This window comes from Nocardioides sp. Soil796, from assembly GCF_001429525.1.
GTDB lineage: Bacteria > Actinomycetota > Actinomycetes > Propionibacteriales > Nocardioidaceae > Nocardioides.
The window spans coordinates 164,264-178,457 of the sequence record NZ_LMSQ01000022.1 but is presented as its reverse complement, the minus strand read 5'-3'; the positions used below and the strand labels follow the sequence as shown (position 1 = coordinate 178,457).

The 14,194-nt window shown below is 68.7% G+C and carries 15 protein-coding genes; 8 read left to right on the top strand and 7 right to left on the bottom strand.

Features of this window, described 5'->3' with window-relative positions:
• Positions 1-34 precede the first annotated feature (34 nt).
• Entirely contained in the window at positions 35-1,558 is a 1,524-nt protein-coding gene (locus tag ASH02_RS24720; RefSeq protein WP_156409869.1) for an ABC transporter substrate-binding protein, read from the top strand.
• A 78-nt stretch (positions 1,559-1,636) separates the two neighbouring features.
• Here the strand turns inward: ASH02_RS24720 and ASH02_RS24715 are convergent, their stop codons facing one another.
• The 4 genes from ASH02_RS24715 to ASH02_RS24700 all read right to left on the bottom strand — a co-directional run bounded on the left by ASH02_RS24715 (position 1,637) and on the right by ASH02_RS24700 (position 4,597).
• Positions 1,637-2,062 carry a universal stress protein gene (locus ASH02_RS24715; RefSeq protein ID WP_057295684.1) on the bottom strand — a complete coding sequence of 142 codons (426 nt, stop codon included), beginning with the start codon at positions 2,060-2,062 and terminating at the stop codon, positions 1,637-1,639.
• Positions 2,063-2,166: 104 nt separating this feature from the next.
• The gene (locus ASH02_RS24710) at positions 2,167-2,547 is read right to left on the bottom strand and encodes an EthD domain-containing protein (protein ID WP_057295683.1); all 381 of its coding nucleotides are present in this window, start codon (positions 2,545-2,547) and stop codon (positions 2,167-2,169) included.
• A gap of 2 nt (positions 2,548-2,549) precedes the next feature.
• Positions 2,550-3,857 carry an alkyl sulfatase dimerization domain-containing protein gene (locus ASH02_RS24705; RefSeq protein ID WP_162262625.1) on the bottom strand — a complete coding sequence of 436 codons (1,308 nt, stop codon included), beginning with the start codon at positions 3,855-3,857 and terminating at the stop codon, positions 2,550-2,552.
• A 5-nt stretch (positions 3,858-3,862) separates the two neighbouring features.
• Positions 3,863-4,597, bottom strand: coding sequence for an SDR family NAD(P)-dependent oxidoreductase (locus ASH02_RS24700; RefSeq protein ID WP_057295681.1), 735 nt, complete (start codon positions 4,595-4,597; stop codon positions 3,863-3,865).
• A gap of 103 nt (positions 4,598-4,700) precedes the next feature.
• Here ASH02_RS24700 and ASH02_RS24695 point away from each other — a divergent pair, with 103 nt between their 5' ends.
• Genes ASH02_RS24695 through ASH02_RS24680 form a run of 4 tightly spaced genes read left to right on the top strand, consistent with a single transcriptional unit; the run spans position 4,701 to position 7,495 of the window.
• Positions 4,701-5,309: a TetR/AcrR family transcriptional regulator gene (locus ASH02_RS24695; RefSeq protein ID WP_162262624.1), complete on the top strand. Its 609-nt coding sequence runs from the start codon at positions 4,701-4,703 to the stop codon at positions 5,307-5,309.
• Between the two features lies 1 nt (position 5,310).
• Positions 5,311-5,739: a nuclear transport factor 2 family protein gene (locus ASH02_RS24690; RefSeq protein WP_057295679.1), complete on the top strand. Its 429-nt coding sequence runs from the start codon at positions 5,311-5,313 to the stop codon at positions 5,737-5,739.
• Positions 5,736-6,986, top strand: a complete 1,251-nt coding sequence (locus tag ASH02_RS24685) for a sulfotransferase family protein (RefSeq protein ID WP_057295678.1) — start codon at positions 5,736-5,738, stop codon at positions 6,984-6,986. The genes ASH02_RS24690 and ASH02_RS24685 overlap by 4 nt, the downstream gene beginning before the upstream one ends.
• Positions 6,987-7,030: 44 nt before the next feature.
• Positions 7,031-7,495, top strand: coding sequence for a nuclear transport factor 2 family protein (locus ASH02_RS24680; RefSeq protein ID WP_057295677.1), 465 nt, complete (start codon positions 7,031-7,033; stop codon positions 7,493-7,495).
• 19 nt (positions 7,496-7,514) lie between these two features.
• Here the strand turns inward: ASH02_RS24680 and ASH02_RS24675 are convergent, their stop codons facing one another.
• The 3 genes from ASH02_RS24675 to ASH02_RS24665 form a co-directional block, all read right to left on the bottom strand.
• Positions 7,515-8,264, bottom strand: coding sequence for an SDR family NAD(P)-dependent oxidoreductase (locus ASH02_RS24675; RefSeq protein WP_057295676.1), 750 nt, complete (start codon positions 8,262-8,264; stop codon positions 7,515-7,517).
• Positions 8,261-9,301: an LLM class flavin-dependent oxidoreductase gene (locus ASH02_RS24670; RefSeq protein WP_057295675.1), complete on the bottom strand. Its 1,041-nt coding sequence runs from the start codon at positions 9,299-9,301 to the stop codon at positions 8,261-8,263. The genes ASH02_RS24675 and ASH02_RS24670 overlap by 4 nt, the downstream gene beginning before the upstream one ends.
• An 89-nt stretch (positions 9,302-9,390) precedes the next feature.
• Positions 9,391-10,365, bottom strand: a complete 975-nt coding sequence (locus ASH02_RS24665; protein WP_057295674.1) for an alpha/beta fold hydrolase — start codon at positions 10,363-10,365, stop codon at positions 9,391-9,393.
• Between the two features lie 176 nt (positions 10,366-10,541).
• Here ASH02_RS24665 and ASH02_RS24660 point away from each other — a divergent pair, with 176 nt between their 5' ends.
• From ASH02_RS24660 to ASH02_RS24650, 3 genes are read left to right on the top strand one after another with little or no spacing between them, the layout of a single operon-like run.
• Positions 10,542-10,913, top strand: coding sequence for a nuclear transport factor 2 family protein (locus ASH02_RS24660; RefSeq protein WP_162262623.1), 372 nt, complete (start codon positions 10,542-10,544; stop codon positions 10,911-10,913).
• Positions 10,913-11,836 (top strand): carboxymuconolactone decarboxylase family protein, encoded by a 924-nt coding sequence (locus ASH02_RS24655; RefSeq protein WP_057295672.1) that lies wholly within the window; start codon positions 10,913-10,915, stop codon positions 11,834-11,836. Before ASH02_RS24660 ends, ASH02_RS24655 begins: the two co-directional genes overlap by 1 nt.
• The gene (locus ASH02_RS24650) at positions 11,833-14,190 is read left to right on the top strand and encodes an arylsulfatase (protein WP_057295671.1); all 2,358 of its coding nucleotides are present in this window, start codon (positions 11,833-11,835) and stop codon (positions 14,188-14,190) included. The genes ASH02_RS24655 and ASH02_RS24650 overlap by 4 nt, the downstream gene beginning before the upstream one ends.
• Positions 14,191-14,194: the final 4 nt, after the last annotated feature.

Genomic DNA, 14,194 nt, shown 5'->3' with positions numbered 1-14,194 from the left:
CACTCTGGGAACACGGAAGATCAAGGCGGCGGTGGTGGCAGTCGCGGCGGGGGCGATGCTGCTCGCCGGCTGTGGCGGCGGCACGAACGCGGCCGGAGGCGGTGAGAACGATCCGGACGCCACTCTGCGGATCATGTACGGCATGACGGCGTCGCTCGACCCGGTGGATGCTCCGGAGGCTGCGCAGCTGACCTTCGCGATCTGGCCGGTCTACGACACGTTGATCACGATCGGTGCGGACTCCACCTACCAGCCGATGCTGGCCACGGAGTGGAAGTTCTCCGCTGACGGCAAGACGCTGTCGCTCACCCTGCGTGACGGGGTCACCTTCAGTGACGGCACGCCTTTCGACGCTGCGGCGGTGAAGGCGAACCTCGAGCGCTACCTGGCCGCCGACAAGTCGGCCGTGCAGGCCGCACTCAGCTCCGTGGTGAGCGTCGAGACCACCGGCGACCTCACCGTCGACGTGAAGCTGAACCATCCGACCACGTTGATCCTCTCGGCGCTGGCCAGCAACCTGGGCGGGATCATGATCTCGCCGAAGGCGCTGAAGTCGGGCGACCTGAAGAGCAAGCCGGTCGGCACCGGTGCCTACACGATCGAGTCGTTCAAGCCGGGCGAGGAGGCCGTCTATGTGCGTCGTACCGACGAGGGTGCGAAGTGGGACCCGAAGACCGGCAACGTCGCCAAGGTCGTGATCAAGAAGATCGCCAGTGACGACGCGAAGCACAACGCGCTGAAGAGCGGCCAGATCGACCTCACGACGTGGACCGGTGATCCGACCCTGTTCCCCGAGGGACAGTTCCAGACCGTCGACCTGGACACCTCGCTGGGCATGGTGGGCATGTACTTCAACCCGAAGGTCAAGCCGCTCGATGACGTGAAGGTGCGCCAAGCGATCAACCTGGCGATCGACCGCAAGGGCATCGTGGAGGCGTTCGCTCCGGTGAACGAGGTTCGCGTGCAGCCGTGGCCCAAGGGCCTGGGTGGTTTCGAGGACTCGCTTGAGGAGCAGTACGCCTACGACCCGAAGGCCGCCAAGGAGCTGCTGGCCGAGGCCGGCTACCCGGACGGGTTCACCATTCCGGGGGAGTTCCTGACCAACAACACCTCCAACATCGACAAGATCAGCGAAGTGGTCCAGGCGAACCTGGCCGAGGTAGGGATCAAGTTCGACCTGCGCCCGATGGACGTCCTTTCCCAGATCACCGGCTACGCCGAGGGTGACTATTCGGGGCAGTTCATGTACATGTCGCTCGCGTCCGTCGACAACTCGGCCTGGCTGGACCGGCTGTTCGTGAACCCGGTGTGGAGCCCGGCCGGTGCCTCGCCGGAGCTGGTCGCCCTGATGGAGGGTGTCGACGACCCCACGCTGACTGATGAAGAGCGTGCCGCCAAGGTCAGCAAGGCGGTTCAGTATGCGACCGACAACGCGGTGTACGCCCCGCTGTTCCAGGGTGTCGGCGGACTGGCCGCCTCGAACAAGGTCAAGGGGCTGGACAATCTCGCCGCCCAGATCGGGGTGGTGAACCTGCGCTACGTGAGCATGACCAAGTAGTCCTTCACAAGCCTGTGGCCGGTCGATCCGAGGATCGACCGGCCACAGTTGTCTTCGCCCGTGTGGGGGCTGGGGCATTCAGACAGTCTTCGCAATGTAGACGTCGCAAGGTGCGTGCTGCGCGACGGTGGTCGCGATGCTGCCGAGCACGCGGGTGATGCCCTGGACCCTCTTGTTGCCGACCACGATCAACGTCGCTTTGTGGCGCTCGGCCTCGCCAACCAAGGCCTCGCCGGGCTTGCCGGTGGCGGCCGCGCTGGTCACCTCGACACCGTCGACGTCCAGGGACCGGACGACCTCCCGTGCGGTGGCTGCGGCCTCGTCGGCCGTGGAGAGCATCCAGCGGTCGGTCCCGGTGCCGACGACCTCGGCCACCCGGTCCCGGTCGTAGGCGCAGATCACGTGTAGGCGGGCGCCGATGCCTGCGGCCAGGGTGGCCGCTGTCTGTGCCGCCTTCTGGGCGGTGGGGCTGCCGTCCACCCCGACGACGATGAGTCCTGACATGTGATGCTCCTCGATGTGGTCGGGCCTGGAGCTTGCACGCTAGCCGTGCACCAGCACCCGGTCGGATCGATGTCCCGGCGTCCGGGACCGCGGGTTCGGGTCGATCAGTACTCAGCCGGCCCTGGCCCTGCGGAGGACTCGTGGTCCGTGACCAGCAGGATGCGATTGGCCTCGCGGTTCATGAAGGCCGCCTCGTCAGCGGCGATTGCCCCACGCAGCGACGGATCCTGCTCGGCCATCGCGAACATCTCGTGCATCGCGCTCTCGTCGTGGAAGACGATCTCGGTGACCACGTCGACCCCGTCGTGGTGCGAGGGCGCACCGTCGTCGGCGTACGGCGCATCGACGTAGTTGCGGGTGTAGCTCGCGAACAGGTGGGCGAAGTGCGACATGGCGAACGGTGCGTGGTGGTTCTCGTAGTAGTCCCGGAACTCGGCGGCGGACAGGCCGTCCTTGCGATGGAACAGTCCGATCAACTTGGGCATGCTCAGACCTCCCTCTGCCCGCCCGTGGTGGCGCCCTCGAGCTTGTCGATGCGGTGCTCGAGCCAGCCCGAGAGCCAGAAGTTCGCTTCGTGGGCCGGGTCCTCGAGCAGCTTGCGTTGCGCGTCGAGCAGCTGCCGGCTCGCCTGCGGATGGTCCGGGGTGTGCGCGAGCACGGCCTCCGAGAGAGCGGTGGCCTCGGCATGCCTTCCCTCAGCGGCTCGGGTCAGGGCGAGCTGGAGAACACTCTCGACCCCGCCTGCCTCGACGAGGTCTGCGAGCACCTGGTTCGGCCCGATCGCGAGGAGCTCGGACGTTCGCTCGTGACGGAACCAGCCCAGGTAGGTCTCCCAGATGGTTCGGACACCCCAGGCGACCCGGCCATAGCCCTGGCCGACCCGCAGCTCGGGCGGCAGGGTGATCTCGCGGACCAGAGTGTCGAGGTCGACGCCGTCATTGATGCCGCGGAGGGTCTCGTCGCGGACGTACGACACCGCGTCGTGCATGCGTTGCAGGCAGGCGTCGATGAGGTCGGCGCCCACGATCGGGTCGCCCCGCCCGGTGACCAGCATTTCTGGACGCAGGTCCCGGAGTCGGCGGATCGTGGCGAGGTAGGGCTCCACCTGGCGGTACTCGTGGCCCCTGATCGTGTTCAGGTTCGGGAAGTGGCAGAACAGCGGCCCCAGCAGGTTGCTGATCAGGGCGATCCGGTGCTGGGGGAGCCAGACCATCGCGCCGTCCGTGGTCTCGCCGGTGCCGTGCCACAGCTCGACGTCCAGGCCGCCGAGCGTGAAGGCCATCCGGTCCTCGAAGGTCAGGTCGGGGACGGGCGAGTCCTGCTGGAGCGAGAGATCGGGCCGCTCGGCGGCGAACCTCTCGATCTCCGCGGTCGGTGCGAGGTCGAACCAGGCCGCGTTCCACTGGCGCATCCGTCCGCGGATCCGGGCGTCCTGCCCCTGGGCGAACTGGTTGCGTTCCTGGGCGACGTAGACGGTGCCGTCGTCGCGGAAGTTCGCCACCCCGCCGACGTGGTCGGTGTGGCCCTGCGTGGTGATGACGTACGGCGTGGGGCCCGGGCCAACCTTGTCGAAGAGGTGACGGTGGTGCGCCGACTCGTAGCCGAGGCCGGTGTTCACGATGATCCGGCCGGCATCCGTGACCAGCATGTAGGCGTAGGACGATCCGCTGGATCGGTAGAGGAAATCGGTCAGGGGCACGGCTTCGTCGTCGTACACGAAGTCGAGCAGCACCTTGCCGGGTCGCTCGTCGATGAGTCGGTCGACCTCGGTGGTCAGGTCGTGGGGAGAGGTCATGGTGGTCATCCCTTGATCAGGTAGCCGCCGTCGACGGCGATGGTCTGTCCGGTGAGGAACTTGGCGGCGTTGCTGGCCAGGAAGAGGACGACGGGGGAGATGTCGTCCGGCTGGCCGACCCGGCCCATCGGCGTGCGCGCGATGGTCGGCGCGACGGCGGCGTCGTTGCCGACCAGGCCGGAGGTCATGTTGGTCTCGACGAGGCCGGGGGCCACCGCATTGACCCTGATGGAGTCCTTCGCCCAGGCCAGGGCGAGTGACTTGGTCATCTGCACCACGCCGGCCTTGGCGGCGCCGTACCCCGGGACCACCTCCACGGCCTGGAAGCTGGTCATGGACGCCAGGTTGACGATCGCAGCGCCACCCGCGGAGGACAACAGGTCGTGGCAGGCATTGGAGAGCCTGAAGGCCGAGGAGAGATTGATCCGCAGCGCGTCCTCGAAGACGTCGGGGTCCCACTCGTCGCGACGCACGAGGTTCTGACCCGCGTTGTTGACCAGCACGTCGAGCTGGCCCAACCCGGCGGCCAGTGCCTCGACCTGGGCGGGTTCGGACATCTCGCACTGGACGTAGCTGATGCCGTCGAGGTCCGCGTCGTACTCTTCGGCGGAGTCGCGGCGGCCGGTGACGGTGACCTTGGCGCCGGCCGATCGGAAGTCGTGGGCCATGGCCAGGCCGAGGCCGCTGGAGCCGCCGGTGACCAGGACGTGACGGTCACTGAAGTCGAAGGAAACGTTCATCGGGAGTCTCGTTTTCTGTTCGGGTCCGGCGACCGTAGCCAAATCTTGAACAATGTTCAAGACCTTCTTGAACATTGTTCAAGTCCTCGCTAGTCTCCACGTCGTGACCAGTCAGAAGGAACCCTCTGCCGCGGACGACAAGCGTCGGCTCATCCTCGACGCGGCGGCCGAGCTCGTCTCCGAGGGCGGCTACTCGGCGCTCTCGATCCGCGCGCTCGCCTCTCGGGCGGGGATGAGCCTCGGCCTTCTCTACTACTACTTCGCCGACAAGCACGCAGTCTTCGCAGCCCTCATGCGCGACCAGCAGGCCACCATGGTGGAGCTGCTCGACAGCCAGCCACGCGACCTGGGGCTGAGGTCCCTGCTCCTCGCCATGGTGGAGCCGACCCGGCGCCAGTGGCTCCAGGTCGGGCGCCTGGTCGGGGTGTGGCGAGCGGAGCGTCCCGACGTGACCGTGGAGGCGAGGGAGCAACAGCTAGACAGCGCCCGCACGCAGTTCGAGGCGCTGGAGCGCGCACTGCGGGAGTGCGCCGCGGCCGAGGGGCGAGTCATGCGCGCCGAGCCCGAGATCGTGCCGTTCGTCTGGGCCTCGCTGATGGGCATCGCCGACCTGCACGCCCAGGGCTGGGTGACCCCCATCGACGAGGACCGACTCACCGACATCACCGTCAGCGCCATCGAGGAACACGTCCTCGAGCCGACCAAGGAGTGACATGCCAACCCGTGAAGAGATCTGCCGCCTGTGCGATGGCTACATCGCCGCGCTCAACCGCCGCGACCCTGAGTCCGTGATCGCGTTCTTCGCCGAGGACGCCGTGCAGGAAGAGCCGGTCGGGTCGGCCCCCAACGTCGGCCGGGAGGCGATCCTGGCCTTCTTCGAGGGCCACCGCGACGCACCGATCACGGTGACCAGGTTCGGCCCGGTCAACGTGGTCGGCAACCGTGCGGTGTTCCAGGCGCACGTCGCCATCGACACACCGGACGGCTCGGTCGCGATCACCACGACCGACGTGATCGCGGTGGATGACGACTGCCTGATCAGTGAGCTCCTTGCCTTCCCCGACCGTGAGGGAGACCCCGACGACGCACCGGGAGCACGGCTGCTCGCCGAATCGTGGGCGAAGACGAGCAGCGTGACATGAGGCTGCGCATCGACGACCTGACCGAGCCGGTGCTGTCCGACGTACAGCGCATGGCTCTGGCGGACGCGGAGCAGCACCCGGTCGACCTGACGGTCGAAGCAGTGCTGGCCGGGGCCTGTGAGGCGACCGGGCTCGCCGACTTCGGCGCCGACGACTTCCGCGAGCGGATGCGGGTCTGGCTCGACGAGATCCGGACCGACCCCAACCGCACCGCCCTGGCTCGCCGGGTGATGTTCGGCCTCTGCGTCAAGCATGCCTCGAACCGACTGCGCATCGAGGCCCTGCTTGCCCGGCACCCGGAGATCCATGAGCAGGAGATCGTGGCACCCGTGTTCGTCACCGGTCTGCCGCGGTCCGGCACCACCCACCTCGTCAACCTGCTCGCGGCCGACAGCCGTTTCAGGTCCCTGCCGTTGTGGGAGGCCGACCAGCCGGTCCCCGACAGGGGTGAGTCGCCGGGTCGTGACGGCGTCGACCCGCGGTTCGTCCGGTGTGACCAGGCGTGGGACCGCATGCGGTCGGGCAATCCCTATCTGGCGGCGTGGCACACGATGGCTCCCGACTCGATCCACGAGGACATCGAGCTGTGGGCGAACGACTTCGCCGGCTACAACCCCGAGTGGATCTTCCAGATGATGCCGGCGTGGCAGGCGCACTACCTGGCCCACGACCAGACGCCGCACTACGAATACCTCCGCACCGTGCTGAAGATCCTCCAGTGGTACCGCCCCGGCGAGCGCTGGCTGCTGAAGTGCCCCCAGCACCTGGAGAACCTCGGCCCCCTCACGAAGGTGTTCCCCGATGCGACACTGGTGATGACCCAACGCGACCCCGTGGGTGTGGTGCAGTCGGCGGCGACCCTGCGTGCCTACGGTGCCCGCACGATGTACCACCGCTTCGACGTGAACGAGATCCTCGACTACTGGGCGGCCCTGGTGGAGCGACTGCTCCGGTCGGCCGCGCGCGACCGCCACCTGCTTCGCGAGGGCGCGATCCTCGACGTGCCCTTCCACGAGTACATGGCCGACACGATGGGCACGGTCGAGCAGGTCTACGCCCATGCCGGCCTGGAGCTCACCGACCACGCCCGCTCCGAGATCACGGCGTACGTCGACGCGCACCCACGCGACAAGCACGGGTCGATGACCTACGACCTGAGAGCAGACTTCGGTGTCGCGCCGGAGACGCTTCGGGAGCGCTACCGCTTCCACCTCGAGCAGCACCCGGTCCCCGTCGAGGTGCACTGAACACGTCACCTCACGCGCGAGCCGAACCCACAGGAGGAGAGGCCATGGACAGTGCCCGCGAGATCGAGAACCTGCTGTACCTCTACGCCGAACGCATCGACGACGGCGACCTGGACGGCGTCGCCGCGCTCTTCGCACACGGTCGCGTGGTGCGTGGTGACGAGCCACCGGCCGAGGGGAGTGACGCCGTCCGCCGGATCTACCAGACCAGGCTCTACGCCGACGGCACACCGCGGACCAAGCACGTGACGACGAACGCGATCATCGAGGTCGACGAGGGCGCAGGGACGGCAACGTGTCGCAGCTACTACACCGTGTTCCAACAGACAGCGGCGTTGCCGCTTCAGGCGATCATCACCGGTCGCTACCACGACACCTTCCGGGTCCACGACGGTCGCTGGTGGTTCGACACTCGCACCTTCCAGGTCGACCAGGTCGGCGACGTGAGCCAGCACCTCGACGAAGCACGATCCTTGGGCCTCACGCGATGCATGGTCGAGAAGGGTTGACTGATCCTTGACTCGGTCGTCACATGGCGCTTCGTGCGCCGCCGTCGACCCGCACCTCGGCGCCGTTCAGGTAGGCGCCGTCGGCCGACGCGGCGAACGCGATCACGGCCGCGAGATCGTTCGGCTCACCCGGTTGGTGCCAGAGCGTGGCGAGACGTGGGTACCAGGTCGGGTCCAGGGCACCGACGGCTCCGTTCATCATCGGGGTCCGTACGCCGCCGGGAGAGATCGGCACCACCCGGATGCGGCGCTCGCCCAGCTCGACGGCAAGGCTCAGTGAGTAGGACAGGAGCGCCGCCTTCGAGGCGGCGTACCCGGACATGCCTGGGTGAGCCTGCGTCGCCGCGGTGGAGCAGACGTTCACGATCACCCCGGTTCCGTCCGGCAGGTGGGGGATCACCTCTCGGCACAGCAGCATCGGCCCGAAGGTGTTGACCATGAAGACGTGGGCCAGCTGTTCGGCGGTGACGGCGTCGGCCGGAGTCAGATCGGTCATGCCGGCGACGTTGGCCAGCACGTCGATCGAGCCCATCGTGGCGCGTGCCGCCTCGACCGCGGAGACCAGTGAGTCCTCGTCGGTGAGATCCGCGACGAACGGCGTGAAGCGCTCGGGCTCCGCGACCTGGCGAAGCGTCTCCCGCAGGCCGGCGTCGTCCCGGCCGACGCCGAACACACGGGCGCCTTCGGCGACCAGCCGCACCGCGGTCGCCCGGCCGATGCCGGACGAGGCCCCGGTCACCAGGACCGACCGGTCGTCGAAGCGCCTCATGGTGTGCTGGCCGAACGCTCGGCACGGTCGGTGCCGGGGAGATGCTGCGCCTGCAGCCGGGGGATGACTTCGTCGGTGAGCAGGTGCACGCTCTTCCAGGCCTCGTCGATCGGCATCCCGCCGACCAGGGGGTGCAGCGTCACCGATGCCTCCGGACCCTGCTCGGCCAACTCCTCGAGCAGCTCCTCCGGAGTGAGCACGCGGTAGCGACCGGAGGCGCGGACGTCCTCGACCGACGTGACTCCGCGCACGTGCATCACCGACTTCATGTCGTCGGCGGCCCAGGCGCCGTACTCGACCGCTTCCCACATCAGGTGCTTGCCCAGCTGCGACCAGGCGCGCTCGGGATCCTCGTGCAGGATCACCATTCCGGGACGGTGCGCGGCGACCATGTTGGCCACCGGCTCGATGCCCTCGGCACGGCACAGCTCCTCGTAGTGGGCCAACAGGTCCGGGAGGTGGTCGGGGATCTGGAGCGGCAGCCGGAAGCGGACGGCGCGACGGGCGGTCGCCCTCGCCGAGCCGCCGACCATGATGAACGGATGCGGCTGGGTCAGGGGCCGCGGTGTGATCGCGACGGTGGTGCCGTTGCGGTCGAACGGCTCGCCGGTCCAGGCCTTCAGCAACGTCTCCAACAACTGGTCCATCAGCTTGCCGCGTTGGCCGAAGTCCTTGCCCATCGCCGCGTACTCGACCGGTCGGTAGCCGAGGCCGAGGGTGACGCTCATCCGGCCGCCGCTCACCTGGTCCACGACCGCGAGGTCCTCCGCGAGCCGGATCGGGTCCCACAGCGGCCCGAGCGCCGCGGCCACGCTGACACGGATGCGCTTGGTGCTGGCCAGGATCATGCCGCCGGTGAGGATGGGGTTGCTGCTCCAACCGAAGCCGCTCGAGTGGTGCTCGTCGAGGCTGATCAGGTCGACGCCCTTCGTGTCCGCGAACTGCGCCATCTCCAGTGCTGCGCGGAAGACGTCTGACTGCTGCACGGGATCCGGGTCGGGCAGGGCGAACGTGAAGCGCAGGGCAGTGCGGGGCATGGGACCTCCAAGGACCGGTGGCCCAAGACTGGACAGCGCCGGTGCAGCCGTTGTCGGTGATCCTGTTGGGTGGGACCTCGGTCGCCCGGTCACCGGGTCAGGAAGTCGACGAGGAGATCGTTCACCTGAGTCGGTGCTTCCATCTGGACGAAGTGGCCGGCGCCGGGGATCACGTGCACCCCGAGCAGGCCGGGCACCGAAGCACGCATGGCGTCCATCGATCCGGCGCCGGTGATCTGCCGGACCGGGTCACGGTCGCCGGTGACGAAGAGGACGGGCAGCGTGATCGGCTGGTCTGGCCGCTCCTGCTTCTCGGCCCAGACGTGGTCCGCGGCGCGGTACCAGTTCAGCCCACCGGTGAAGCCTGTGCGGGTGAACTCCTGCACGTAGTGGCCGAACTCCTCCTCGGAGAGCCAGGGCCAGGGCAGGCGAGGTGCCACGGGGAGCACGTCGAGATAGCCGTTGCCCTCACTGACGTGCTTGAAGATGTCGACGTAGCGGTATCCGCCACTGAGCGCCCAGAACACCCGGCTGAGGAATCCGGCGGGGTCGGCGTCCAGCTCTGCCTCGGCCACTCCGGGCTGCTGGAAGTAGTGCATGTGGAAGAAGTGCTGCGTCGCGACCCGGGCGTACGCCGAGCTCGGCAGCACCGGTGACGTCTCGGCCCGAGGGACACTCAGCTGGAAGAGGCCACGCACTCGCCCCGGCGCCCACTGGGGCAGGTCCCAGACCAGTCCCGCCCCGAAGTCGTGACCGATGAACACCGCGTCGTCGATGGCGAGGGCGTCGAGCAGGCCGACCAGGTCGGCGACGGTGTGGGTCCGGGAGTAGGCAGCGGGGTCCGTGGGCCGGTCCGTGCCGCCGTACCCGCGCATGTCGACCGCAACCGCACGATGACCCGCCGCTGCGATCACCGGGAGCTGGTGGCGCCAGCTGTGGGCGAGGCCCGGGAAACCATGACACATCACCACCGCTGGCCCGGTGCCCTGCTCGAGGACCCGCATCCTGATCTCGCCGACGTCCACCAGGCGCTCGCGCAATTGCATCGGATCGGGTGCTGTCATCGGTCCATGTCCCCTCCTCGGCCGTGTCCCGGCGACAGCCTGCCGACACCGTCCGGAGGGAGCGGCCGGTGATCCCAGTGGGTAGGACCATGGCTGCCGATCGAAACCGGTTTCCCTACGTTCATGCGGGAGGGCAGCCTGCCTGGCTGTCTCGCACCCCGCCGAGGAGTCCTCCCATGAGCACAAGCAGAGACACCGTTGTCGCGGTGTGCGACGCCTACATCGCCGCCATGACCGTCGGTGACCCGGAGAGGACGGCGAGCCTGTTCTCAACGACAGCCACCCACGAGGAGCCGATCGACACTCCCGTGCGCAAGGGGCGCGACGAGATCTTCGCCTTCCTCGACCAGTACAAGGACCTGGGCTTCAGGCTCACCCGGCTCGGGCCCGTGACGGTGGTCGGCAACCGGGGCGCCTTCCAGGTCCGCGTCGACATCCCCACGCCCGACGGCACCAGGTCGATGACCGCCACCGACCTCGTCACCGTCGACGACGAGGGGTTGATCTCCGGAATCGTCGTCCTTCCCGACGCGGAGGCGACGCCGTGATGACGCTGCTGCGTCCCTCGGCGCGGGCATCCCAGCTCGCCGGCCGGGCGGAAGACGCGCTGCACGCGATCGCCACCATGGTGGAGAGCGCTAAGCGTGAGGCGAGCCGGTCGCTGCCCTCCGGCACCTACGCCCTCGTCCGCCTGCGCACGGCGCACCTGCTCGGAGTCGACGACGCGTGGCGTCCGGTGATCGGCGACGTACGACTCGAGCAGCTGGCCGACTGGCCGACCTCGACGGCGTTCTCGGCGACAGACCGGACGATCCTGTCCGTCGCGGAGCAGTTCCAGCTGGACGTGTCGGGGACCACCGGCGTGCAGCGGGCAGACTTGCACGACGCGCTCGGTGACGACGCCGACGTGCTGCTCGACGTGCTGTACGCCGTCGACGCCGAAGTCCGGCTGTGTGCGGCGACCCGGCAGCTGTTCGGCACCGACCCGCTGACGGACGTCGTGCCCGACCTCGGTGTCGGACTGGCCGAAGCACTGAACCGGGTGACCACGGAGATCAGCAGGCTCGACACCCTCGACCCGCTCACCACCGAGCTGGTCCGGCTGCGCGGCGCCCGGCTGCACCACTGCCGTCTCTGCGAGTCGTTGCGGCACGCCGACGCGCTCGCGGCCGGCGGCACGGAGGGCTTCTTCGCGCAGATCGACGACTACGAGGCTGCCGACTTCTCCGACCGTCACACGGTCGCGCTGCGCCTGACCGACGCCGTCCTGGCCCGACCCGGCGACTTCCCGGACGGCCTTGCCGACCAGGTGCATCACGAGCTCGCACCGGCCGAGGTGCTCGAGATCGTGCTGGACGTCGTACGCAACGCCCGCAACAAGGTCGCGGTCGCGCGCGGTACTGACGGCGACGGCGTGGGCGAGGAGGTGCGCGTGTTCGCGACACCTGGCGGCCGGTTCGAGCTGCGATGACCACGGACCCCAGGGGAATCCCGGACGACCTGCCCGAGGCCTCGCGCGCGTACGCCGGCTTCGACGGCTCCGTCGGTCGCACCATCGCCGGATCCGAGCCGTGGTGGCCGCCGAGGCCACGGGCCGGGGAGAAGGCGCCCAACGTCGTCGTGGTGCTCTGCGACGACATGGGCTACTCCGACATCGGGTGCTTCGGCTCCGAGATCGCGACGCCGAACCTCGACCGCCTCGCCGACGAAGGTGTGCGCTACACGAACTTCCACGTCACGCCGATGTGCTCGCCCACCCGCGCCGCCATGCTGACCGGGCGCAACTCGCATGCCGCCGGGATCGGCTACGTCGCCCACGCCGACCCGGGCTTCCCCGGCCAGGCGATGGAGCTGGCCGACGACGTCAGCACGATCGCCGAGGTGCTGCGCGACAACGGCTACTCGACCCTGATGGTCGGCAAGTGGCACCTGTGCAAGGACGCGGACGTCACCGACACCGGCTCCCGGAAGTCGTGGCCGCTCCAGCGTGGCTTCGACCGGTTCTACGGGATCATGGACGGGATGACGGACATGTTCCATCCGCATGCCCTCTACCGCGACAACAGCCGGATCACGCCCGCCGAGCACCCCGACGACTACTACTTCACCGACGACCTCACCGACGAGGCGATCGCGATGATGCGCGCGGTCAAGGCCTCCGACCCGACGAAGCCGGCGTTCCTCTACTTCGCCCACGGCGCCGTGCACGCGCCTCTCAACGCCCCGGCCGCCGACATCGAGCGGCACCGCGGGGCCTACGAGGCCGGCTGGGACCGGATCCGCGCCGAGCGGTTCGCCCGGCAGCAGGAGCTGGGTGTCGTCACGCCGGGCACGACCCTCGCTCCGCGCAACAGCGAGGAGGGCGACGACGTGCCCGCCTGGGACGACCTTCCCGCGGAGCGCAAGCAGGTGTTCGCCCGCTACATGGAGGTGTACGCCGCGATGGTGCAGTCCGTCGACACCTCGCTGGGCCGGCTCCGCGCGGCGCTCGAGGAGATCGGCGAGTGGGACAACACCTTCCTGCTCTTCACCTCCGACAACGGGGCCTCCCGCGACGGTGAGACGCAGGGGAGCAGCCAGTACTTCGACGTGCTCCGGCACTACCACGGCGGCGGTGCCGGGCTGGACGCCGAGTTCGACCGTGACCTCGCCCGCATCGACGAGATCGGCGGACCACGGTCGTTGCCGCACTACCCACGCGGCTGGGCGATGGCCTCGAACACGCCGTTCCGGCTCTACAAGACCAACACCCATGCCGGCGGGCACTCCGTGCCGACGATCGTCAGCTGGCCGGCCGGGCTCTCCGCCGACGGCGGCGGTCTGCGGCGGCAGTACGTCCACGTGACCGACCTGTTCCCCACCATCCTCGAGGTCACCGGGGCGACGGCGAGCGACCAGCGGTACGGCGTACCCCTCAAGCCCCTGGCGGGCAGCAGCTTCCTGGCCACGTTCTCCGACGAGACCGCGCCCGAGACCCATCGTGAGCAGTACTACGAGATGCAGGGGCACCGCGGCTACTACCGCGACGGCTGGGAGATCGTGACCAGGCACCGGCCGCTGACCCCGTTCGGGGACCACGAGTGGCAGCTGTACGACGTACGCACCGACCCGACCGAGACCCGTGACCTGGCGCAGGAGCACCCGGAGCTCGTCGCCGAGCTCGCCGCCCGTTGGGACCGCGCCGCCTGGGAGAACCAGGTGTTCCCGCTCAACGAGGGCTCGGGCCTGATGCGCAACCTGCGACCCGAGCGGGAGGACGTCTACGCACTGCCGGTGCGACTCGTTCCCGGCACGCCGACGCTGGAACGCTACCGGTCGTTGATGCTGGTCTACCGGCGCTCCTTCACCGTCACGGTCGATCTCGACTTCAGCCCCGGCGACCGTGGCGTGCTCTTCGCGCACGGCTGCCAGAGCGGCGGCTACTCACTGTCGGTCGACGGCGACCGGCTCAGCTACTTCCACAACCACTCGGGCACCGTCGACGTGCTCGACCTCGGGCTCCTCACCGCCGGCCGGCAGCAGATCGTGCTCGACGTCGAGGCGCAGACCGGCGGTCTGCTGGTCGACGTGCGGGCTCGAGTGGCGGGCGAGGACCGCGGCAGCGCCGAGGGCCTGGTCATGCCGATGGGACAGGCGATGTTCCAGGGCATCGACATCGGCATCGACCGCGGCTCACCCGTGAGCTGGGAACGCTTCGACGGCGAGGGCACCTTCGCCTGGAGCGGAGACCTGCACGCAGTCACCTGGACGCCGGGGGCACACGCTCCCGGCACCGGACCGGAAACCCTGGCAAGACAACGAGAGATCGGGATGGCCTTCGAATGAGCGA

Bases quoted from the DNA above. Each gene is read 5' to 3' on its own strand.
- ASH02_RS24715 (WP_057295684.1), bottom strand. From the start codon at position 2,062: ATGTCAGGACTCATCGTCGTCGGGGTGGACGGCAGCCCCACCGCCCAG.
- ASH02_RS24710 (WP_057295683.1), bottom strand. From the start codon at position 2,547: ATGCCCAAGTTGATCGGACTGTTCCATCGCAAGGACGGCCTGTCCGCC.
- ASH02_RS24705 (WP_162262625.1), bottom strand. From the start codon at position 3,857: ATGACCTCTCCCCACGACCTGACCACCGAGGTCGACCGACTCATCGAC.
- ASH02_RS24700 (WP_057295681.1), bottom strand. From the start codon at position 4,597: ATGAACGTTTCCTTCGACTTCAGTGACCGTCACGTCCTGGTCACCGGC.
- ASH02_RS24690 (WP_057295679.1), top strand. From the start codon at position 5,311: ATGCCAACCCGTGAAGAGATCTGCCGCCTGTGCGATGGCTACATCGCC.
- ASH02_RS24685 (WP_057295678.1), top strand. From the start codon at position 5,736: ATGAGGCTGCGCATCGACGACCTGACCGAGCCGGTGCTGTCCGACGTA.
- ASH02_RS24680 (WP_057295677.1), top strand. From the start codon at position 7,031: ATGGACAGTGCCCGCGAGATCGAGAACCTGCTGTACCTCTACGCCGAA.
- ASH02_RS24675 (WP_057295676.1), bottom strand. From the start codon at position 8,264: ATGAGGCGCTTCGACGACCGGTCGGTCCTGGTGACCGGGGCCTCGTCC.
- ASH02_RS24670 (WP_057295675.1), bottom strand. From the start codon at position 9,301: ATGCCCCGCACTGCCCTGCGCTTCACGTTCGCCCTGCCCGACCCGGAT.
- ASH02_RS24665 (WP_057295674.1), bottom strand. From the start codon at position 10,365: ATGACAGCACCCGATCCGATGCAATTGCGCGAGCGCCTGGTGGACGTC.
- ASH02_RS24660 (WP_162262623.1), top strand. From the start codon at position 10,542: ATGAGCACAAGCAGAGACACCGTTGTCGCGGTGTGCGACGCCTACATC.
- ASH02_RS24655 (WP_057295672.1), top strand. From the start codon at position 10,913: ATGACGCTGCTGCGTCCCTCGGCGCGGGCATCCCAGCTCGCCGGCCGG.
- ASH02_RS24650 (WP_057295671.1), top strand. From the start codon at position 11,833: ATGACCACGGACCCCAGGGGAATCCCGGACGACCTGCCCGAGGCCTCG.